Below are 19765 nucleotides of genomic sequence, written 5' to 3'. Positions count from 1 at the left end.
GATCACATAAACGGTGGACGGGGCGTCTCCCCCGCGCTATCGGCCCGTGGTCGGACGGACCGAACCCCTAAAGGGGGTGGGGTCCTGTCTCGGACAATGACGACGGTCGGAACCGCGAACGCACCGCCCGGATCGGTGGACACGGGCAGACTCGACGTCGGGGAAACGCGTGACGGGAGCACGTTCGGTCTCCCCGTGGCCGTCATCAACGGTGCCGAGAGCGGGAAGACGCTCTACGTGCAGGCGGCGAGCGACGGCGACGAACTCAACGGGATCGGCGTCGTCCAACGGATCGTTCCGCGACTGAGCCCCGCGGAGCTCTCCGGCACCGTCATCGCCGTCGGCATCGTCAACTACCACGGCTTCCAGGTGGCCGAACACCGAAATCCGATCGACGACACGAAGATCAACCGGACCTACCCCGGCGCGGCCAACGGGACGTCGAGCGAGCGAATCGCGGCCGCGACCTACGAGATCGCCGAAGACGCCGACGTCGTCCTCGACCTCCATCAGGGGTCGACGAGCCGGATGCTCGACGAGGTTCGCGTCCGGTGTGGCCGCCGACATCGCCTCTACGACGACTGCCTCGAACTCGCGAAGACCTTCGGCTGCGGACACGTCTTCGATCAGAAGGGGCCGGACGGCCAGCTCGCCCGCGTCGCCCCCGACGACGGCATCGTCGCCGTCGATCCGGAACTCGGCGGGGCGGTCGGCTGGGACGAACGGAGCATCCAGAACGGCGTCGACGGCGTCTTCAACGTCCTCCGTGGATACGGATTTCTCGACGGCGACGTCGACACGGAGCCACAGACCCGCGCGAAGAACTTCGATCAGTACGGCACGCCCGTGGGCGGTCTGGTCCGCTTCGAACACGAACTCGGCGATCGGGTGAGCGCCGGCGAGACGCTGTTCGAGGTCACCGACGTCTTCGGGACGCTGAAGAGCCGTATCGCCGCCGACAACGACGGCGTCTTCTGGCGGGCGCGCCGGCTTCCGCAGGTCGCCACGGGCGAGTACGTCTGCTCGGTCGGCACCAACGTCGACACGTACTGATGACGCTGCGCTGTACCGTCTGTGGCGAGGAGTACGCGGACCGCTGGCGGTGCGCCTGCGGCGGCCCGCTCGACTACGCCGATCCACCGCGTCCCGACGGTCCCGCCCCCGACTTCCGCGACGTCGACACCCGGCGAGGCCTCTGGGCGTTCGACGGCTTCCTCCCGATGGACGCCCACGCGACGCTGGGCGAGGGGTTCACCCCGCTCGTCGACGCTCCCGCCTGGGACGCCGCGTTCAAACTGGAGTACGTCTTCCCGACGGGGAGTTTCAAGGACCGCGGCGCGACGACCGTCGTCTCGCGGGCCGTCGACCTCGGCGTCGATCGGATCCTCGAAGACTCCTCGGGCAACGCCGGCGCGGCCGTCGCTACCTACGCGGCACGGGCCGGCATCGACGCCGACATCTACGTCCCGGCGTCGGCCAAACAGTCAAAACTGCAGGCGATCGAGCGGACCGGCGCGACGCCCGTCCGCGTCGAGGGGAGTCGGGCGGACGTCACCGACGCCTGCGTGCGCGCCGTCGAGTCCGACGAGGGGTGGTACGCGAGTCACGCCTGGAACCCCGCCTTCTTCGCGGGGACGGCGACGTTCGCCTACGAGGTGGCCGCCCAGCGCGACTGGTCGGTGCCGGACGCCGTGGTGACGCCGCTCGGCCACGGGACGCTCTTTCTCGGGGCCTACCGCGGCTTCCGGGCGCTCCGCGACGCCGGCTGGACCGACCGGCTGCCCCGACTGCTCGGGGCGCAGGCCGCCGGCTACGCCCCCATCGCCGCCGAACTCCACGGGGAGGAGGGTGGCCGAAACGACGTCGCCGACGGCATCCGGATACGCGACCCGGTGCGGATGTCGGGCGTCCTCGACGCCGTCGAGGCGAGCGACGGCGACGCCATCGCCCTCTCGGCGGACGCCGTCGAACGCGAACGCGACGCCCTCCACCGCCGGGGGTTCTACGTCGAACCGACGTCCGCCGTCGCGCCTGCGGCCCTCCGCGCCTACCGCGAGCGGGGCGTCCTCGACGCCGACGACGACGTGGTCGTCCCCCTGACCGGAAGCGGCCTGAAAACCTAACGCCGCGAGACGACGCTCACGTACGACCCCTGTTCGGCGGTGATCCACGTCGTCATCTGGTCCTCGTCGGCGGCGTCGGCCGGATACATCGTACATCGGTCGGGTTCGTCGTCCTCGACCTCGACGGCGTACCGCACGTCGAACGTCGGCCACTCCGTGAGCGACTCGTCGGCGACCCGTATCTCGTTCGCGGCCCGTTCGTCCGAACGTTCCATGATACCGCCACTCGTCCCCGTCGACTTCAGTATGATCCGATTAGCGGAGCGAAACCGCGGCCATCCCTCGCTTATCGGCCGATTAACCGCACGAAAGGGGTGCTTATCTCAGCGCTCGGGATGTATCGGCGCGTCGAAGCCGCCACGGACGAGCGGTTTGGCGATATGTCGGCGCGCACAGGGCGGGACTTCGTACCAGCCCCGTTCGAGTTCGCGCGAGAGGGGGCCGTCGCTTTCTCGGCCGCCGTCGTTTCACAGTCCCGACAGCGATACCCCTGTCCTCGCCCCGCGCTCTCCATCGAGCGGTCGCACTCGGGGCAGGTCGGAACGACCGGTTCCGTCTCCACGAGGTCGCGGACCGCGAACTTCTCGAGTTTGAGCGTCCCTCGCCCGACTTCGCCACAGACGGTCACCCGGTCGCCGGGGCGGAGCGCTCGCACCCGGTCGCGGAACCGTTTGGTCGGTTCGAACGCGACACAGGACAGCGACGCCTCCCCGTCGCGGAGGGTGACGAAGACGTGACCGCCGGCCCGCGTCTCGGGCGCTGCGGCGACGACGCCGTCGACCCAGTAGGCCCGCCCGTCGCGGACGGCGTCGATGGGGGCAGATCGGAGGTGTGCGTCGGTCCCCTGATTCGTCAGGAACGTCGCCTCGCGGTCGACCGGTTCGCTCTCGATCGCAGCGGCCACCTCGCGGACGGCGTCGGCGTCGTCGCCGCGGACGCCGAAGAGGATCGGTCCCGGCGCGTTCGGGACGCAGACGGCCTCGCCCTCCACGCTGTCGACGGTGTCCCAGGCGTCGGGGTAGGCGGCGTCGGCCGCCTCGAAGACGGAGTCGGCGTCGACGTCGCGGGGCGTGCCACAGCGGTCGAACTCGCGGTAGCAGATGTGTTCGTAGGTCCAGTCGTCGAACGCCCGCCACGCGCCGACGGCCGCGAGCGCGCCGACGCGGCCGCGGCCCTCCTTCCACCCCCGGTGTCGGTAGCCGACCGACTCCGCGAGGGCGACGGCGTCGCCGATGGCGTGTTTCTCGCGGAGCGACCGGCGAGCGAAGTCGGCCACTGCGTCGGGGACCGACGCGGCGTCGCCCTCGGCGACGACGACGCCCGGACTCGTTCGTTCGTCGCCCGTCTCGGCCAGCGGTTCGAGCTCCGCGCGCGCGAGTTCGAGGGCGTCGGCCGCCGGCAGGTCGGTCTCGAGCGCGAGGGCGGCGTTCCCCCGCGTCTTGTACTCCACGGCCGGATTGAGGCGCACGAGTAGCCGTCGATCGATCCGGCCGCCGGCGGCCGCGACGGCCTCGGCTACCCGCGTCGCGAGGTAGGTCGTACACATCCCGCGCTCGCGGGAGTCGGTGTCGTCGAGGCCGATCAGCGTCACACTCCCCAGTTCCGCTGGGGAGTAACGCCTTTCGAGTGCCGGCCGCTCCCGTCGCTCCGCGCGAACGCGCTCCACCGGCCCGTGCGATTAGTCGACGTATAGAAATGCCTGGCTCTACGACCGTCTCGCGATGGAGACCGAATACGGGACCGAGATGGCCGACGCCGAGGCCGAGGCGTATCTGCGAGAGCAGGGCCACGGCGTCCTCTCGCTCTCACGGGACGGAGTCGCCTACGGCATCCCGATCTCGTTCGGCTACGACCCGGACGAACGGCGGTGCGTTCTCCAGTTCGTCTCTGCCCCGGAGAGCGACAAGGAGGCGTTCGTGGCGGAGACGACGACGGCGACGCTGACCGTCTACGACTGGGAGTCACCGGACGAGTGGCGAAGCGTCGTCGTCTCGGGACCGATCGAACCGATCCGGGACGCCGATCTCGTGGAGGCGGCGGACGTCTTCGCCGAGACGGGTGCGGCCATCGGACTGACCGTCTTCGGTCGATCGCTCGCCGAACTCGCAACGAACTGGTATCAACTCCGGATCGCCGAGGCGTCGGCGCGGAAGGCCCCGCGCTCGGCTGAGTGGCGCGAATCGAGGGACGACGCGTCGTTTCGACACAACCTATATATGTGCCGGATCGCTTACGTTCCGGTATGTCACGGTCCGCACTGGTCGGAAACGTCACCGCGATGTTAGAGGACGCGGGGTTCGTGGTGAGCGACCGGTGTGCCATCCGTCCCAAGAGCTTCGATCTGGCCGCCCGACGGGGTGAGGACCTCCTCCTGGTGAAGATCCTCGCGAACATCGACGCGCTGGACGGGGCGACCGGCGCGGAGATGCGTCGGCTCGGCTCGTATCTCGACGCGACGCCGATGGTCATCGGTCTGCGAACCCGAGACGAGGACCTCGATCCCGGCGTGGTGTACTTCCGCCACGGCGTGCCGGTCATCAACCCCGACACCGCCCTCGACCTGTTCATCGAGGGCGTCCCGCCGCTCATCTACGCCGCCCCCGGTGGCCTCTACGTCAACATCGACGGCGACCTGCTGGCCGACGAGCGACGCGAACGCGACATGAGTCTGGGACAGCTCGCCACGGAACTCGGCGTCTCACGCCGGACCGTCTCGAAGTACGAGGACGGCATGAACGCCAGCATCGACGTCGCTATCCAGCTCGAAGAGATGTTCGACCAGCCGTTCAGCAACCCCGTCGACGTTTTGGACGGGGCCGACGAGGTGCGCGAGGCGGAGCCGACGCCCGAAGATCCCGCGTTCGACCCGGCCGACGACCACGTGCTGGCCGTCCTCACCCGGGTCGGCTTCACCGTCCACCCCACCTCGCGCGCGCCGTTCAAGGCCGTCAGCGAGGACAGCGACCAGCGCTCGGAGAACATCCTCACCGGTCACTCGGCGTTCACGCGGAGCGCCGAAAAACGGGCGCGCATCATGTCCTCGCTCGGCGAGGTGACTCGGACTCGCTCCGTCTACTTCACCGAGGAGCGCGCGAAACGCGACTCGGTGGACGGCACCGCCCTCGTCAGCGCCGAGGAACTCGCCGACCTCGACGACCCCGACGAGATCCGCGACCTCCTGCGGGACCGCGCTCGCGAACCCGCGGAGAGTTAGCGCGTCTCAGGCCCCGTAGGTCTCTTCGAGGTAGGCCACGATGTCGTCGCTCTCGGGCATTCCGTCGACGTCGTGGTCCGCGTCGACGACGACGGGCACGCCCGTCTGGCCGCTGATCTCTTTCACTTCCGTTCGGTCGGCGTGTGAACTGGGCACCTCGTGCGTTTCGTAGTCGACGCCGAGTTCGTCGAGTTTGTGTCGTACCTTGGCGCAGTACGGACAGCCCGGGAGCTGATACAGTTGAAGTGTCGTCATCGGAGCACGGTAGTCGCCGAAGCGTAAAGAGAGCGACGAATGCGGACCCCCGCGCGGCCGAGCGGACGGTCGAACGCGGACGGATCAGGCCAGCGTCCGGGTCCGAACGACGTAGTAGAGGACGAACGCGAGGGCGAGAATCCACTGGCCGATGCTGACGTCTCCCCACTCGCCGCGGGCCGCCTTCACGATGGGGTAGGAGACGATGCCGGCGGCGATGCCGTAAGCGATGGAGTAGGTGAGGGGCATCACGAGAATGGTCATCCCGGCGGGGATGGCGTAGGTGATGTCGTCCCACGCGATGTCGACGACGTTGCGGAGCATCACGACGCCGATGACGACCAGCGCGATGTGGGAGGCGTAGAGTGGGACGGCCGCGGCGAGCGGGACGACGGCGAGCGAGAGCACGAAGAGGACGGCGACGACGAGCGCCGTCAGTCCGGTGCGGCCGCCCTCCTCGACGCCGCTGGCGGACTCGATGTACGTCGTCACGGTCGAGGTCCCGAGCATCCCGCCGACGGTGGTCCCAACGGCGTCGGCCATCAGCGGTCGGTCGATGTCGGGGAGGTTCCCGCTCTCGTCGAGGAAGCCCGCGACCTGCGAGACGCCGACGAGCGTCCCCGCGGTGTCGAAGAAGTCCACGAAGAAGAACGTGAAGACGACGAGGGCGAACGTGAACGCCTCGACGTTGGCGAACCCGGTCAGGAACGCGCCCGCGAGCGGCGTGATGTCGTAGGTAGTGTTCGTACTGGCGACGACGAGGCCGGCGTCGGGGGCGACCAGTCCGGCCTGCGTCACGATCCAGCCGGCGATCGTCGTCAGGACGATGCCGAGGATGACCGAGCCACGAATCCCGCGCGCGTAGAGCGCGAACGTCAGGAAGAGACCGAGCGTGGAGACGATGGCGACGGGGTCGGAGGCGACCGGTCCCAGCGTCACGAGCGTCGAGGGGTCGTTCGCGACGATGTTCATCGCCTGCAGGCCGATGAGGGCCAGAAAGAGGCCGATACCGGTGCCGACGGCGAATTTGACGGGCTCGGGGAAGAGTTTGATGACGTACTCACGTGCGCCCACGGCAGTCAACAGGATGAAGATGATCCCTTCGACGACGACGGCGGCGAGCGCCGTCTGCCACGGGATGCCTAATGCGCCGACGACGGTGAACGCGAAGAAGGCGTTCAGGCCGAGGCCGGGTGCCTGCCCGAACGGCCTGTTCGCGTACAGCGCCATGATGAGCGTCGCCACCGCGGCGGCGATGATGGTGACGACGGCCAGCATTGCCTCCACCTCGCCGACGGAGTAGCCGGAGATGGCGATGCCGTCCGTGAAGTTGTTACCGGGTTGGTCGGCGAGAATCGACGGGTTCACCACCACGATGTACGACATCGTGAGGAACGTCGTGATGCCCGCGAGGATCTCCGTGCGAACGGTGGTTCCGTGTTCGTGCAACTCGAAGTAGTCGACGAGTGTGTCGCGCAGCCCCATATACACGGTTGAGCATATCTGCGATACGGCACTTAACTTTTCCCATGAAACCCACCACGAACATGCACGAACGAGGCGCTTGGGGACCGTCGTCAGCGCGCCGATCGGGACGTCACTCGAACGTCGTCAGCGCGCCGACCGGTGCCTCCACGAGTTCGCGGGCCCGGTCGATGCCGACGTCGCCGACGGCGATGAGCGTGAACACGCCCGCGAGGTCGGCGTCCGCCTGTTCCGTGATGTCGAGCAGGAGTTCCTGCGTCTCGCCCGAGCGGATGAGGTCGTCGACGACGAGGACGCGGTCCCCGCCGAGACGGCCTTCGCCGGGAGGTAGTAGGTGAGTTCGATGCCGGAGGTGAGGCGCTGGCGTGACTCGATGAACTCCTCGATGGCGGTCTCTTTGGACTTTTTCGCGTACGCGAGGCGGGCGTCGAAGTAACTCGCCATGGCGGCCGCGAGGGTGATGCCGTCGGTGGCGGCGGTCAACACCACGTCGGGACGGTCGAAGCCGAAGGCGTTGGCGGCGACGGGAGCGACGAGGTCGAGAAACGGCTGGTCGAAGACGACGCCGGAGTTGTCGACGTACCCCTCCTCGTCGAAGGCGACGCGCGCCTCCAGTTCCGCCGCGAGGGCGTCGCGACCGACGTCCTCGACGACGGTGCGGGCGCGTTCGATCCCCGGGAGGACGTGGCCGTTGACGTAGCGGTTGAGGTCCCCGCCGGCAGCCCCGTCAACTCCGAGAGTTCCTCGTAGGTTCGGGTCTCCTTGAGCATCCGGAGGACGGCCACCGCCTGCAGCTGGAGGGCGGCCTTCTCTGCCCTGTTCATAGCTCACCTCATGGTCGCACAAACATGAGTATTCCGGTATCTTCGACGTATGATGTGGGCACGGACGTGTAACTACTGGTCGGCGAGGAGGTCCGCGGCCGTCAGGAGCGCTTCGAGTTCGACGCCGTGGTCCGCGAGCAGTTCGCGCGCGCCCTCCTCGCGGTCGACGACGACGATGACGCGGGAGACGACGGCCCCCGCCTCGCGAAGGGCCTCGACGGCTTCGAGCGCGCTCTTGCCCGTCGTGGCGATGTCTTCGAGGACGACGACTTCCTCGCCCTCGGCGAGGCGGCCCTCGATGCGGTTGCCGGTGCCGTACTCTTTGGTCCGTTTCCGGGCGATGACGTAGGGCGACCCCGTCTCGACGCTCGTGACGGCCACCAGCGGAACGGCACCGAGGGCGACGCCGGCGAGTTTCGTGTCGCCGACGCGGTCGGCGAACGCCTCGGCGACGAGGCGCAGACAGTCGGGGTCCGTCTCGAAGAGATACTTGTCGACGTAGTACTCGCTGGTCCCGCCGTGGGCGAGTTCGAACTCGCCGAATTTCACCGCGTCCGCCGCCCGCAACGCGTCGATGAGGTCCTGATTCGCCATTAGCGGGTGTGGGGCCGCGAAGCGACATAAACGGGACGATTACGCCCCCGGCCTCTCGCGGCAGGCCGGAGGCGTCACCAGGGTTCGGTCTTGAGTCCGAGCAGATACGCGCCGACGTTCGTCAGGACGTGTAACAGCGGCGTCGCCACGACGACGACGACGAGGCGCGGCGGCGTGAACGTCGCCGCGAACCACGCCGGCGCGACCAGCAGCGTCAGCGCCAACGCGCCGACGACGAAATCGAGCTGGTCGACGCCGGGGAAGGCGGCCCCGCGTTCGCGGCCCGTGCGGCGCTTGAGAAACGACGCGCCGACGTCGCCGGCCATCGCCCCGAACGCGAGCGAGAAGCCGACGCGCAGGGGAAACGCGCGAGTTCGACGCCGACGACGGCGGAAAGCGGGTCGTTGACGGCGTTCAACGCCAGCGCCAGCAGCGTCCCTGTGAGGGTCCCCACGACGGTGCCCCGCCAGGTCTTCCCCGCGCCGAGGAGCCGCCGGTTGCCGAGCGTCCGTCCGGCGTCGATGGGGCGGCCACCGCCGGCGAGGACGGCGGCGTTGTTCGGGACGTACGCCGGCAGCATCGCCCACAGCGCGCCGACGACGAGCGAGACGACCATACCGGCCGTTACCGGCGCGGGGGTTAAGTACCGCCGATTTCGGCCGACGGACCGCCGGTGCGTGGCAGTTCTTGCCCGGCAGTATATACGTCGCCGCGACCTACTGGCATCTATGCTTCCGCCGGTCGCGAACCGGTTCGTCGCTGGCGAGACGACTCCCGTCGCCCTCGACCACGTCCGACGGATGAACGACGCCGGCGTGAAGGTCATCCTCAACCGCCTCGGCGAGCATTACACCGACGGGGCCGCCGCCGCCGCGGACGCGGACGCCTACCGACAGTTGCTCCGCGACCTCGACGGATCGGGACTGGCGGCGTGTCTCTCGGTCAAGCCCTCGCAACTCGGACTGCTGGTGAGCGAGTCGTTCTACCGCGAGCGCTACCGCGCCGTCGTCGAAGCGGCCGCCGACCACGACGCCTTCGTCTGGAGCGACATGGAGGATTCGACGACGACGGACGCCACCCTCGACGCCTTCGAGACGGTGGCGCGGGAGTTCCCGGGCCGCGTCGGCCAGTGTCTGCAGGCGAACCTCCGGCGCACCCGGCGCGACGTCGAGCGTCTCGCGGACGTGCCGGGGAAGATTCGCCTCGTCAAGGGCGCGTACGACGAACCGTCGGACGTGGCCTACACCCGGGCCGAGGCCGTAAACGAGTCGTTTCGCGAGAACCTGGAACTGCTCTTCCAAGAGTACGACGGCGGGATCGCCGTCGCCACCCACGACCCGGAGCTGATCGACTACGCCAAGCGACTCGGCGAGACCTACGACCGCGACTTCGAGTTCCAGATGCTCATGGGCGTCCGCGAGGACGCCCAGCGCGAACTCGCGGCCGGGGGCTACGACGTCTGGCAGTACGCGCCCTACGGGCGGCGGTGGCTGGCGTACTTCTACCGCCGGATCCGCGAGCGAAAGGGGAATCTCGTGTTCGCCCTGCGCGCCCTCGTCTCGTAGCCGCGTGACCGGCGGCCCTCGAAACCCCCATTACCCAGGCGCACACACGTCTACTCGATGTCCTCGTGGAGACGTGATTTCGCCAGCGGTCTGGTCGTCCTCGTGCCCGTCCTCGTCATCCTGGTCGTGTTGAACTGGCTCTACTCGAAGATCGCGGACCTCCCGATAATCGACACGCTCCCTCCGTACTACGGGGTACCCGTCGCCATCGTGGTGTTCGTCATGCTGGTTCTGTCGGTAGGCTACCTGATGCGGACCACCGCGGGCCGCCTGGTCGAACGCGGCCTCGACGGCGCGATGAACCGCGTGCCCTCATCCGCGTCCTCTACAACGCCTCGAAACTCGCCGTCGAGACGGCGCTCACCGGCACCGAGGACCTGCAAAAGCCCGTCCGGCTGGAGGTGTGGCCGGGCGTTCGCATGACGGCGTTCAAGACGGGGAAACGCACCCGCGACGGCCGGGAAGTGCTGTTCATGCCTACCGCACCGAACATCACGACGGGGTTCGTCATGGAGGTCGAGCCCGAAGACATCGAGGAGACGGGTGAACGCGTCGAACAGGCGCTCACGCGCATCCTGAGCGCCGGCTTCGCCGAGGAGGAGACTGGCATCGACGTCGACGTCGAGGAGGAAGGGACCGATTCGGACCCGTCGGCGGACGAATGATCGTCGCCTCCGGCGAACTGCCGGGGCGTTACTCGTAGACGTAGGTGAACCACTCGGAGTGGTCGTCGATGCGGCGTTCCACCAGATCGAAGAACGTCCCCTGGATGTCCTCGGTGACGGGACCGCGCGTGCCCTCGCCGATGACGACGTTGTCCACCTTCCGGATGGGCGTCACCTCGGCCGCCGTGCCGGTGAAGAAGAGTTCGTCGGCCGTGTTGAGTTCGCCCCGGGAGATGGTGGCCTGGTCGTGGACGGTGTATCCCAGCTCGCGGGCGAGCGTGATGACGGTGTTACGCGTGATGCCGTCGAGGATGCTCTCGGAGAGGCCGGGGTGTAGATCTCGCCGTCGCGAATCATAAAGAGATTCTCGCCCGGGCCCTCGGCGACGTCGCCCTCCTTGTTGAGGACGATGGCCTCGGTGTAGCCGTTGCGGCGAGCCTCCTCGCCGGCAAGCATCGAGTTCACGTAGAGGCCCGTCGTCTTGGCGTTGGTCGGGATCTGGCTGGAGGCGTGTTTGCGCCACGAGGAAACCATCACTTCGACGCCCTCTTCGAGGGCTTCCTCGCCGAGATACGCGCCCCACGGCCACGCGGCGATGGCCACCTTGACCGGGCAGTCCTTGGGACTGACGCCGAGCGAATCGTAGCCGTAGAACGCCACCGGGCGGATGTAACAGCCGTCCAGTTCCTGTCGGCGGATGAGTTCCGTCGTCGCCGCGGTCAGCTCCTCCCGTTCGAACGGGATGTCCATGTTGTAGGGTTGGCCGGAGGCGTAAAAGCGGTCCAGATGCTCGTCCCACCGGAAGATGGCAGGGCCCTCTTCCGTGTCGTAACACCGGACGCCCTCGAAGACGCCCGTGCCGTAGTGGAGGCCGTGTGTCAGCACGTGGACCTGGGCGTCGTCCCAGTCGACGAACTCGCCGTCCATCCAGATCGTGCTCACGTCCATTTCGTCGAATCCCATACTCCCGGCTTGGTGGGGATTGACATAAAAGCATAAGTCTCGGCAGTCGGGGCTGCCGACGGTCAGCCCAGTTCGGCGACGAGTTCCGTGCCGTCGACGTACGGCAGGCCGTGCCGGCGAGCGTACGCTCTCGCGTCGGCCGTCGAGAGCGCACCGCCGGATTCGTCGTCGAGCATCTCGCACCCGGCCACCGCCGGCGGCAGGTCCGCCGCCTCGGCGAGGGCGAGGCCGAGTTCCGTGTGGCCGCGCCGGTCCGAGAGGAGACCGGGTGCGGCCTTCAACAGGTGGACGTGGCCCGGCATTCGGAACTCCGCGGCGAAGTCGTCCGCGTCGTAGTCGGCGTCGGCGCGGACGCTCGCGGCGACGTCGCCGAGACGCCGCATCGTCAGCGCCCGGTCGTCGTCGGTCACGCCGGTGTAGGTGTCGCGGTGGTTGACGGTGAACGAAAAGGACGGGTGGGCGTCGTAGCCCAGGTCCGAGTGGTCGTTCGCGGGTGGTCGACGACGTCGTGTCGGAAGGGGAGATCGAGGCGGTCGGCCACCTCGTGGGCGAACGCGACGAAGACGAGGCCGCCGCCGTCGTTGCGGAGGCGGGAGACGGCCGCCGGCGTCACCGCGCCGGCGGGGTAGAGGAGGTCCGTCTCGCCCTCCCGTTCGTCGAAGTCGTGGACGAGGACGGGTTCGCCCGCGCGGAACGCGGCGATCGCGCGGGAGACGGCCCCGGTCGCGTGCTGGCTCATGCTCACACCTCCTCGACGTGGATGTCGAGTTCGTCGCCGTCCGCGAGGTCGAGGGCGTCGCGGAGTTTCACCGGCGCGATGAGTTCGAGTTGCGTCGAATCGTGGTGGGTGCGCTCGGGGACGATGATATGCGCCTGCTCGTACGTCTCGCCGCCCGCGTCCAGGTTTGCCGCGTAACAGGTCGCCGGTCCGTACGTCCGTTCGTCGCCCTCCCAGCCGTCGATGGGCACGGCGTCGAGGGCGGCCATTTCGCCGCGGGCGTGGACGCTCTCCTCGTCGAGTTCGACGTTGAGCGTCCCCGGGAACGGTTCGTATCCCAGTCGCTCTTCGAACTGGCGTTTGTAGCCCGGGAGCGAGATGTAATGTCGCCCCTCGCCCATCCCGCTGGTGACGGCCCCGACGAGCGTCAGCGAGGCGTCCCCCTCGAAGATGCGGCGGTAGTCGGCGTACTCGCGGCGAAGCGCCGCCTCGCCGTCCTCCGTCACCGAGACGAGCTGGCCGTCGGCGACGACGTTCCGTTCGAGGAGGCCGGTCTCGTCGAGACGGCGGAGCCGGCGGGACGCGGTCTGTGTGGAGGCGTCGAGGCGGTCGCCGAGGCTGGAACAGGAGACTTTCACCGACCCCGACAGCCCGCCGTCGAGCGCCACGAGCTTCAGCGCGGCGAGTTCGTCGTACCCGACCGCGGGCGCTGCTGTCGTCTCTGCCATACTGGCCGTTGGCCATCGCTTCCCATAAGCGTATCGAATATGGGAAGCGTATCAAAATTGGAACGGGTGGAGCGCTCTCGTCTCACCTTCGGCATCTCGTCTGGTAAGTGCGTCGGTTCCGGCGACGCCGTTCGGAAACCCATTTACCCGCCGGCCGAAAACGGACGCCCATGTTCAGAGCATTTCGCTCGGAGGTCGAGACGGCGGTTTCTGACGCCCTCGCCGCGCTCGATCTACCGACCGACGACCTCGGTATCGAGGAGCCGCCGGAGGACGTCCCCGCCGCTCTCGCGTCCAGCGTCGCCTTCCGGCTGGCCGACGAGGTCGGAGCCCCGCCGCCGAACGTCGCCGGCGACGTCGCCGCCGAAATCGACCCCGCCGAGTTCGACTACCTCGGTGACGTGGACACGCAGGGTCCGTACGTCAACTTCCACGTCACCGACGCCTACTTCGCGGACACCCTCGACGCCGCCCAGGCCGGCGACTACGGGTCGCTCCCCGACCGCGAGACGAGCGTCGTCGTCGAGCACACGAGCGCGAATCCCACGGGGCCAGTTCACGTCGGCCGCGCCCGCAACCCGATCCTCGGCGACGCCATCGCCCGACTCCTCGAATACGCGGGCTACGACGTCAATCGCCACTACTACGTCAACGACGCCGGTCGACAGGTCGCCGTCTTCACGTGGGCCTACGAGACGTTCGACGAGTCGGACCTACCCGACCCCGAACGCGACCGCGCCGACTACGAACTCGTCCGCTACTACCGCAAGGGCAACGACTTCCTCGAAACCGCCGACCCGGACCGCGTCGAGGAGGCCGAAGCCGAAATCGAGGCCATCATGCAGGGGTTAGAGGAAGGCGACGAGGCGGTCTACGACCGCGTCGCGCGGGTCGTCGACAACGTCCTCTCGGGGATGAAGGAGTCCCTCGCTCGCCTCCCCGCCGAGTTCGACGAGTTCGTCAAGGAGACGCGCTTCATCCGCAACGGCGACGCCGACGACGTCGTGTCCCGCCTCAAGGAGTCCGACCACTCCGTCTACGAGGAGGACGCGTGGCAACTCGACCTCTCTGCGTTCGGCTTCGAGAAGAACCTCGTTTTCCTCCGGTCGGACGGGACGACCCTCTACACGACCCGTGATTTGGCCCACCACGAGTGGAAGTTCGACAACTACGACCGCGCCGTGACGGTGTTGGGAGAAGACCACAAACTGCAGGCCGAACAGCTCCGTACCGCCCTCGAAATCCTCGGTAACGACACCGACCAGCTGCGGTCGACGTTCTACTCGTGGGTGAACCTCCCCGAAGGCGGGATGAGCACCCGAAAGGGGACCGGAATCGATCTCGACGACCTGCTGGACGAGGCCGTCCGTCGCGCCCGCGAGGAGGTCGAATCTCGCCTCGACACCCGCATTCGGAGCGACGAACTCACCGAGGACGACGTCGACCGCATCGCCCACCAGGTCGGCATCGGAGCCGTCCGCTACGACATCGTCTCGAAACAGCCGACCAAGGGCATCACCTTCGAGTGGGAACGCGCCCTCGACTTCGAGGCCCAGAGCGCGCCGTACGTCCAGTACGTCCACGCGCGGTGTTGTGGCATCCTGGAAGAGGCCGACGAGTCGCCGGCGGCCGACGTGGACGCCGACCTGCTCGACGAACCCGAAGAGCGCGCCCTCCTGCATCGCATCGCCCGGTTCCCGGCGGTCGTCGAGGAGGCGGCCGACGACCTGGAACCCCACGTCGTCGCCACCTACACCCGTGACTTCGCGGAGACGTTCAACGCGTTCTACCGCGAGTGTCCGGTCCTCACCGCGTCCGCGGAGCGCCGGGCCGCTCGCCTCGCCCTCGTGGCGGCCGCCCGCCACACCGTCGCCAACGCACTCGACGTCCTCGGCGTCGCCGCCCCCGACTCAATGTAGCGGCAGGAGAACCGCCCCGGCGACCAGCGACCCGCCGACCGCCTGTACCGCGTACGCACCGGCACCCAGCGCCAGCAGTAGAAACAGGACGATCCACCAGAACGGAACGGTATTCGTGTTTGCCATACCGGGACTCCGAACAGCGGCGTAAAAGAACTTCCCGTTCAGCCCAACAACCAGCCGAGAAAGCCCCCTCGACCGCTCGAATCGTCGTCGGTCGCCGTCTCTCCTTCGGCGTCGTCGGTCGTCGATTCCCCGTCGTTCTCGTCGGGCCGCTCCCCTCCGGTGGCCATCGAGTCGGGCGTCTCGGATTCGGTGGTCGCTTCGGAGTCGCTGGTCGCTTCGGAGTCGTCGGCCACGTCGACGTTCGCTCCGCTCTCGGCGTCTTCGATCGTCACCGACGACGCCTCCCGTTCGCCCGTCGCTTCCGCCGTTTCGCCGTCGCTCGGTTCGCCTTCGTCCGGCCCTTCGGAGCGACGCTCGCCGGGCGCGGTCGCCGGCTCCTCGGGCGCGAGACTCGGGTCGAACAGGTCGGCGGCGAGCCGGCGGTACGCGAGTGCGGCCGGACTCTCGGGCGTCCGGACGACGGCCGGTTCGCCCGCCGCGACGGCCGCCCGCATCTCGGGGTCGTCGGGGATGCGTCCGCGGATCGGTGCGTTCACGACGTCGCGGACGGCCTCGTCGACGGCCTCGTCGACGTCGGTCAGGACGAGCCCCGTGACGGGCGTATCGAGGCGACCGGCCACCTCGCGCGTCTTCTCCGTGTCACGGAGGGCGTTCGGATCCGGCGTGGAGACGAGGAGGACCTCGTCGGCCAGCCCCAGCGGGAGGACGCTGTCGTGGCTCAGGCCGGCGGCGGTGTCGAGGAGGACGTAGTCGTAGACGTCGAGGGTATCCACGATGGCGTGCAGGCCGGCGGGGTCGGCGCGGCCGAACGCGTCGAGGGCCGCCGCGCCCGGAACGACGTCGAGTCCGGCCGGTCCCTTGTGGACGGCGTCCGCCGTGTCGGCCGTTCCCGCGAGGACGTCGTGGATCGTCGCTTTCTCGGGGGCGACACCGAGCGCTCCTCCGAGGTTGCCCATGCCGAGGTCGGCGTCGACGGCGATCACCTCGTAGCCACCGGCTGCCAGTGCCGTCCCGAGGTTGGCGACCGTCGCCGTCTTGCCGACCCCGCCCTTGCCGCTGGCGACTGCGTAGACCCGTCCCATAGCTCGCCTAAACGCATCCGCGACTGCAATATAAATGTAGGCCCCGAAACGGCCGAACCCCGGCCCAGTCAAAGGTTACTTACCCGCTGGAGGGCCTATATCCGGTAATGAGTACCGACGCCGAAGAGGCGGGTGAGGACCGCCGGAAATACGAGTTCCGGAAGGTCATCGAGGACCTCAAGGAGTACGAGGGCTCGGGCACCCAACTCGTCACTATCTACGTTCCTCCGGACAAGCAGATTTCCGACGTCGTCGCCCACGTGACACAGGAACACAGCGAGGCGAGCAACATCAAATCGAAGCAGACGCGGACGAACGTCCAGGACGCGCTGACGAGCATCAAAGACCGCCTCCGCTACTACGAGACCTACCCCCCGACAACGGGCTGGTCATCTTCAGCGGGGCCGTCGACGCCGGCGGCGGACAGACCGACATGGTGACCAAGGTGCTGGAGAGCCCGCCCCAGCCGATCGAGTCGTTCCGCTACCACTGCGATTCGGATTTCCTGACCGAACCCCTGGAGGAGATGCTCTCGGACAAGGGGCTGTTCGGGCTCATCGTCCTCGACCGGCGCGAGGCCAACGTCGGCTGGCTGAAGGGCAAACGCGTCGAACCCGTCAAGAGCACCTCCTCGCTGGTCCCCGGCAAACAGCGGAAAGGCGGCCAGTCCGCCCAGCGGTTCGCCCGCCTCCGCCTCGAGGCCATCGACAACTTCTATCAGGAAGTCGCGGGCATGGCGGACGACCTGTTCGTCCCCAAGCGCCACGAACTCGACGGTATCCTCGTGGGCGGTCCCTCGCCGACCAAGGACGAATTCCTCGACGGCGACTACCTCCACCACGAACTGCGGGACGACGTCGTCGGCAAGTTCGACGTCTCCTACACCGACGAATCCGGCCTCTACGACCTCGTCGACGCCGCACAGGAGGTGCTCGCGGACCAGGAGGTGATGAAGGACAAATCCGAGATGGAGGAGTTCTTCGAGAAACTCCACACCGGCGAACTCGCGACCTACGGCTTCGAGCAGACCCGGCGCAACCTCGTCATGGGTTCGGTCGACCGCCTGCTCATCAGCGAGGACCTCCGGAAGGACGTCGTCGTCTACGACTGCGACGGACAGGAGGAGTTCGAAGTGGTGGACCGCCGCCACTCGACGCCGGACCACGAGTGCGAGGACGGCGGCGAGGCCGAGGTGCAAGACCGCGAAGACGTCATCGAGCATCTGATGGCCATCGCCGAACAGCGCGGCACCGAGACGAAGTTCATCAGCACCGACTTCGAGAAAGGCGAGCAACTGCACGACGCCTTCGGCGGCGTCGCCGGCATCCTGCGGTACTCGACGGGCGTCTAATCTTCTAACGTCCCCGCCAACTGCGGGCGACGCCGGTCGATGTCGAAATGCGGTTCGACGCTCCCCGCGACCGCGAGTCTGTCGAGCGTCAGGAGGACGTCCGCCCCCTCCCGTTCGGCGCGTTCGCAGAGCGAGACGACGTCCGCTCGGTTCAACGCGAGCGACCCTAACTTCCCGAGCGCGAGCGCGAGTGCGACGCCCGCGTCGCCGGACGGGAAATCGTCGAGAACCGCGTCGAACGAGGGGTCCGTCTCCCCGCGTCCGCCGGATGGGTTCGGAGACAGACCGTACAGATAGCGGCGTGGGCGCTCTCCTCGGGGGCGTACTCGAGCAGGTCGGACGGCACCGAAAACGAGACGGTCGGGCCGTCACACTCTGGGCAGGACACGTCAGTCGGCCGTAGCCGCTTCGGCTTCCGCTTTCTCCGCTTCCTCTTCTTCCTCTTCTTCCTTCTTTGCCTTGATCTTCTTGAGCCGGAAGATCTCCTCGCGCTCCTGTTCTTCGAGTTTCTGCTCGATGTACTCCTTGTTCTCGTGGAGGTCGGGCAGGAGTTTGAACTCGAGGGCGTTGACGCGGCGTTTGGTCGTCTCGATCTCCTCTAGCATCTTCTTCATCGCCGTCTCGACCTCGGCGGCGAGGATGATGGTCTCCAGGAGTTCCTCGTAAGCGTCGGCCGCCTCGTCGATGCGGGCCGACGAGCCGAGCAGGCCGTAGCCGCGCTGGTCGAGGCTCTTTTTGACCCGCGAGGACTCGATCTGCGGGACGACCACGCCCATGATGTTTTTCGACTGCGTCGTGATCTCGGGATGTTCTTTCAGCGCCGCGGCGGCACCGCGAACGGCCACGTCGCCCTCCATGGCGCGGGCCATGTTGATCTTCTCCTGGGCCGTGTCGTAATCTTCGTCGAGTTTGGAGCGGATGTCCTGGGCCTGATCGAGGATGTCCATGAACTCCATGATGAGGCCGTCACGTTTCTGTTCGAGCGTGTCGTGGCCCCGCTCCGAGAGTTCGATGCGGTCCTCTATCGCCATGAGGTTCTTGCGGGTCGGTTTGACGTCCTCGGCCATGTCGTCGGAGGATTCGAACTGCAGGCGGATAACTTTTGCAGTTTCCCGACTCCACGAGACCAACGGTTAAGTCCGAGATAGACGTTGACGGCCCATGGCTCCCGTCAACGAGGCCGATCTCGACTGGACCGAACTCGACCACGGCGAGACGAACTTTCGGCGCAAGCAGTTGGGCGAAGCGGCCGGTGGCGACCGACTCGGCTGTAGCCTCTACGAACTCCCGCCGGGACGTCGATCGTGGCCGTACCACTACCACACCGCCAACGAGGAGGCCATCTACGTCCTCTCGGGGACCGGAATACTCCGTCTCGACGGCGACACTCATCCCCTCCGCGCCGGCGACTACGTCGCCTGCCCCGCCGACGAGTCCGGCGGCCACCGCGTCGTCAACGACGCCGACGAACCGCTCCGCTATCTCGCGGTGTCGACGATGAACGATCCGGACGTGACGGTCTACCCCGACTCCGGCAAAGTCGGCGTCTTCGTCGGCGCGCCGCCCGGCGGCCGGGACGAGCGGTCGCTCCACGGCTACTACCGGCTAGACGACGCCGTGGACTACTGGGACGGGGAGGCGTAGCGCGGGACTCGGACCGGAGCGTCAGGCGGGCCGCACGCCCAGCTCGAAGGCGACGATCACGGCGTAGTTCGACACCGAGAGGCTCAGGTACGCGAGCGCGGGGACGGCGAGCGAGTCGCTTCGCTCGTAGGCGTCCGCCGCGATGGCGAGGACGGCGAGCTGCGTGAGGGTGAAGACGCCGTCCGCGAGCGACTCGGTCTCCGCGACGCTCGAGACGAGGACGACGGCGACGAACAGGACGACGGGAACGTACGCCAGATACCGGAGCCGCCTCCGGTCGACGTACCCGCTCACGAACTGGGCGACGCCGAGGAGGATCACGAACAGTATCGCACCGGCGAGCTTTCCCCGGTCGGGAACCGGCGTGAGGCCGCCCGTGTCGCTCGTCATCGCGAACCCCGTCACGAGCGTCGTGACGACGACCGCTCGCCGCCCGCCGACGACCCGCTCGAAGCTCCGCTGGACGAGCAGCTGACACGTCAGCACCAGGCTCGGAACGGTGACCAGGA

General features: G+C 67.8%; 15 protein-coding genes and 8 pseudogenes. 9 read left to right on the top strand and 14 right to left on the bottom strand.

The window, feature by feature from the left end; translation table 11 throughout:
* Positions 1-96 precede the first annotated feature (96 nt).
* Positions 97-1053, top strand: a complete 957-nt coding sequence (locus ACFQJD_RS18290) for a succinylglutamate desuccinylase/aspartoacylase family protein (protein WP_379800149.1) — start codon at positions 97-99, stop codon at positions 1051-1053.
* Positions 1053-2123, top strand: a complete 1071-nt coding sequence (locus ACFQJD_RS18285) for a pyridoxal-phosphate dependent enzyme (RefSeq protein ID WP_379800147.1) — start codon at positions 1053-1055, stop codon at positions 2121-2123. The genes ACFQJD_RS18290 and ACFQJD_RS18285 overlap by 1 nt, the downstream gene beginning before the upstream one ends.
* On the opposite strand, the gene ACFQJD_RS18280 is transcribed toward ACFQJD_RS18285, so the two are convergent.
* Positions 2120-2338, bottom strand: a complete 219-nt coding sequence (locus tag ACFQJD_RS18280) for a DUF7511 domain-containing protein (protein WP_379800145.1) — start codon at positions 2336-2338, stop codon at positions 2120-2122. The two genes, ACFQJD_RS18285 and ACFQJD_RS18280, sit on opposite strands and share 4 nt — an antisense overlap.
* 108 nt (positions 2339-2446) lie before the next feature.
* Positions 2447-3714, bottom strand: a pseudogene (locus ACFQJD_RS18275) (exodeoxyribonuclease VII large subunit).
* Positions 3715-3844: 130 nt separating this feature from the next.
* On the opposite strand from ACFQJD_RS18275, the gene ACFQJD_RS18270 reads away from it, so the two are divergent.
* Positions 3845-4408 (top strand): pyridoxamine 5'-phosphate oxidase family protein, encoded by a 564-nt coding sequence (locus ACFQJD_RS18270; protein WP_379800143.1) that lies wholly within the window; start codon positions 3845-3847, stop codon positions 4406-4408.
* Positions 4366-5337: a transcriptional regulator gene (locus ACFQJD_RS18265; RefSeq protein ID WP_379800141.1), complete on the top strand. Its 972-nt coding sequence runs from the start codon at positions 4366-4368 to the stop codon at positions 5335-5337. Before ACFQJD_RS18270 ends, ACFQJD_RS18265 begins: the two co-directional genes overlap by 43 nt.
* A gap of 6 nt (positions 5338-5343) precedes the next feature.
* Here the strand turns inward: ACFQJD_RS18265 and ACFQJD_RS18260 are convergent, their stop codons facing one another.
* The 5 genes and pseudogenes from ACFQJD_RS18260 to ACFQJD_RS18240 all read right to left on the bottom strand — a co-directional run bounded on the left by ACFQJD_RS18260 (position 5344) and on the right by ACFQJD_RS18240 (position 9111).
* Positions 5344-5592: a glutaredoxin family protein gene (locus ACFQJD_RS18260; RefSeq protein ID WP_379800140.1), complete on the bottom strand. Its 249-nt coding sequence runs from the start codon at positions 5590-5592 to the stop codon at positions 5344-5346.
* A gap of 84 nt (positions 5593-5676) precedes the next feature.
* The gene (locus ACFQJD_RS18255) at positions 5677-7077 is read right to left on the bottom strand and encodes an NCS2 family permease (protein WP_379800137.1); all 1401 of its coding nucleotides are present in this window, start codon (positions 7075-7077) and stop codon (positions 5677-5679) included.
* A 112-nt stretch (positions 7078-7189) separates the two neighbouring features.
* Positions 7190-7901 (bottom strand): annotated as a pseudogene (locus ACFQJD_RS18250) (phosphoribosyltransferase family protein).
* A gap of 72 nt (positions 7902-7973) precedes the next feature.
* Entirely contained in the window at positions 7974-8495 is a 522-nt protein-coding gene (pyrE, locus tag ACFQJD_RS18245) for an orotate phosphoribosyltransferase (RefSeq protein ID WP_379800135.1), read from the bottom strand.
* A 74-nt stretch (positions 8496-8569) separates the two neighbouring features.
* Positions 8570-9111, bottom strand: a pseudogene (locus tag ACFQJD_RS18240) (CDP-2,3-bis-(O-geranylgeranyl)-sn-glycerol synthase).
* Between the two features lie 112 nt (positions 9112-9223).
* Here ACFQJD_RS18240 and ACFQJD_RS18235 point away from each other — a divergent pair.
* Positions 9224-10060 (top strand): proline dehydrogenase family protein, encoded by an 837-nt coding sequence (locus ACFQJD_RS18235; protein ID WP_379800132.1) that lies wholly within the window; start codon positions 9224-9226, stop codon positions 10058-10060.
* 57 nt (positions 10061-10117) lie between these two features.
* Positions 10118-10725 (top strand): annotated as a pseudogene (locus ACFQJD_RS18230) (DUF502 domain-containing protein).
* 28 nt (positions 10726-10753) lie between these two features.
* Here the strand turns inward: ACFQJD_RS18230 and ACFQJD_RS18225 are convergent.
* The 3 genes and pseudogenes from ACFQJD_RS18225 to ACFQJD_RS18215 all read right to left on the bottom strand — a co-directional run bounded on the left by ACFQJD_RS18225 (position 10754) and on the right by ACFQJD_RS18215 (position 13134).
* Positions 10754-11688: pseudogene (locus ACFQJD_RS18225) on the bottom strand (branched-chain amino acid transaminase).
* A 62-nt stretch (positions 11689-11750) separates the two neighbouring features.
* Positions 11751-12427, bottom strand: a pseudogene (gene ribB, locus ACFQJD_RS18220) (3,4-dihydroxy-2-butanone-4-phosphate synthase).
* Positions 12428-12429: 2 nt separating this feature from the next.
* A complete protein-coding gene (locus tag ACFQJD_RS18215) occupies positions 12430-13134 on the bottom strand; it encodes a DUF120 domain-containing protein (RefSeq protein ID WP_379800130.1) in 705 nt (234 codons plus the stop codon).
* Positions 13135-13304: 170 nt separating this feature from the next.
* Between ACFQJD_RS18215 and argS the strand changes: the two genes are divergently transcribed.
* On the top strand, positions 13305-15053 hold the full coding sequence (gene argS / locus ACFQJD_RS18210) for an arginine--tRNA ligase (RefSeq protein WP_379800128.1): 1749 nt from the start codon (positions 13305-13307) through the stop codon (positions 15051-15053).
* On the opposite strand, the gene ACFQJD_RS18205 is transcribed toward argS, so the two are convergent.
* Positions 15045-15179 carry a hypothetical protein gene (locus ACFQJD_RS18205; RefSeq protein WP_379800126.1) on the bottom strand — a complete coding sequence of 45 codons (135 nt, stop codon included), beginning with the start codon at positions 15177-15179 and terminating at the stop codon, positions 15045-15047. The genes argS and ACFQJD_RS18205 overlap by 9 nt on opposite strands.
* A gap of 38 nt (positions 15180-15217) precedes the next feature.
* Positions 15218-16261 carry a cell division ATPase MinD gene (minD, locus tag ACFQJD_RS18200; protein WP_379800124.1) on the bottom strand — a complete coding sequence of 348 codons (1044 nt, stop codon included), beginning with the start codon at positions 16259-16261 and terminating at the stop codon, positions 15218-15220.
* Between the two features lie 107 nt (positions 16262-16368).
* On the opposite strand from minD, the pseudogene prf1 reads away from it, so the two are divergent.
* Positions 16369-17612: pseudogene (gene prf1 / locus ACFQJD_RS18195) on the top strand (peptide chain release factor aRF-1).
* Here prf1 and ACFQJD_RS18190 read toward each other — a convergent pair.
* Positions 17609-17958, bottom strand: a pseudogene (locus ACFQJD_RS18190) (DUF6276 family protein). The pseudogenes prf1 and ACFQJD_RS18190 overlap by 4 nt on opposite strands.
* Positions 17959-18001: 43 nt before the next feature.
* A complete protein-coding gene (locus ACFQJD_RS18185; RefSeq protein ID WP_379800122.1) occupies positions 18002-18679 on the bottom strand; it encodes a V-type ATP synthase subunit D in 678 nt (225 codons plus the stop codon).
* Between the two features lie 94 nt (positions 18680-18773).
* On the opposite strand from ACFQJD_RS18185, the gene ACFQJD_RS18180 reads away from it, so the two are divergent.
* Positions 18774-19256, top strand: coding sequence for a cupin domain-containing protein (locus ACFQJD_RS18180; RefSeq protein WP_379800120.1), 483 nt, complete (start codon positions 18774-18776; stop codon positions 19254-19256).
* Positions 19257-19765: the final 509 nt, after the last annotated feature.

The sequence above is a fragment of the Haloplanus sp. GCM10025708 genome (assembly GCF_042663985.1).
Classification (GTDB): Archaea; Halobacteriota; Halobacteria; order Halobacteriales; family Haloferacaceae; genus Salinirarus; species Salinirarus marinus.
This window is presented reverse-complemented; position numbering and strand designations above follow the sequence as displayed.

Bases quoted from the DNA above. Each gene is read 5' to 3' on its own strand.
- ACFQJD_RS18290 (WP_379800149.1), top strand. From the start codon at position 97: ATGACGACGGTCGGAACCGCGAACGCACCGCCCGGATCGGTGGACACG.
- ACFQJD_RS18285 (WP_379800147.1), top strand. From the start codon at position 1,053: ATGACGCTGCGCTGTACCGTCTGTGGCGAGGAGTACGCGGACCGCTGG.
- ACFQJD_RS18280 (WP_379800145.1), bottom strand. From the start codon at position 2,338: ATGGAACGTTCGGACGAACGGGCCGCGAACGAGATACGGGTCGCCGAC.
- ACFQJD_RS18270 (WP_379800143.1), top strand. From the start codon at position 3,845: ATGGAGACCGAATACGGGACCGAGATGGCCGACGCCGAGGCCGAGGCG.
- ACFQJD_RS18265 (WP_379800141.1), top strand. From the start codon at position 4,366: ATGTCACGGTCCGCACTGGTCGGAAACGTCACCGCGATGTTAGAGGAC.
- ACFQJD_RS18260 (WP_379800140.1), bottom strand. From the start codon at position 5,592: ATGACGACACTTCAACTGTATCAGCTCCCGGGCTGTCCGTACTGCGCC.
- ACFQJD_RS18255 (WP_379800137.1), bottom strand. From the start codon at position 7,077: ATGGGGCTGCGCGACACACTCGTCGACTACTTCGAGTTGCACGAACAC.
- pyrE (WP_379800135.1), bottom strand. From the start codon at position 8,495: ATGGCGAATCAGGACCTCATCGACGCGTTGCGGGCGGCGGACGCGGTG.
- ACFQJD_RS18235 (WP_379800132.1), top strand. From the start codon at position 9,224: ATGCTTCCGCCGGTCGCGAACCGGTTCGTCGCTGGCGAGACGACTCCC.
- ACFQJD_RS18215 (WP_379800130.1), bottom strand. From the start codon at position 13,134: ATGGCAGAGACGACAGCAGCGCCCGCGGTCGGGTACGACGAACTCGCC.
- argS (WP_379800128.1), top strand. From the start codon at position 13,305: ATGTTCAGAGCATTTCGCTCGGAGGTCGAGACGGCGGTTTCTGACGCC.
- ACFQJD_RS18205 (WP_379800126.1), bottom strand. From the start codon at position 15,179: ATGGCAAACACGAATACCGTTCCGTTCTGGTGGATCGTCCTGTTTCTA.
- minD (WP_379800124.1), bottom strand. From the start codon at position 16,261: ATGGGACGGGTCTACGCAGTCGCCAGCGGCAAGGGCGGGGTCGGCAAG.
- ACFQJD_RS18185 (WP_379800122.1), bottom strand. From the start codon at position 18,679: ATGGCCGAGGACGTCAAACCGACCCGCAAGAACCTCATGGCGATAGAG.
- ACFQJD_RS18180 (WP_379800120.1), top strand. From the start codon at position 18,774: ATGGCTCCCGTCAACGAGGCCGATCTCGACTGGACCGAACTCGACCAC.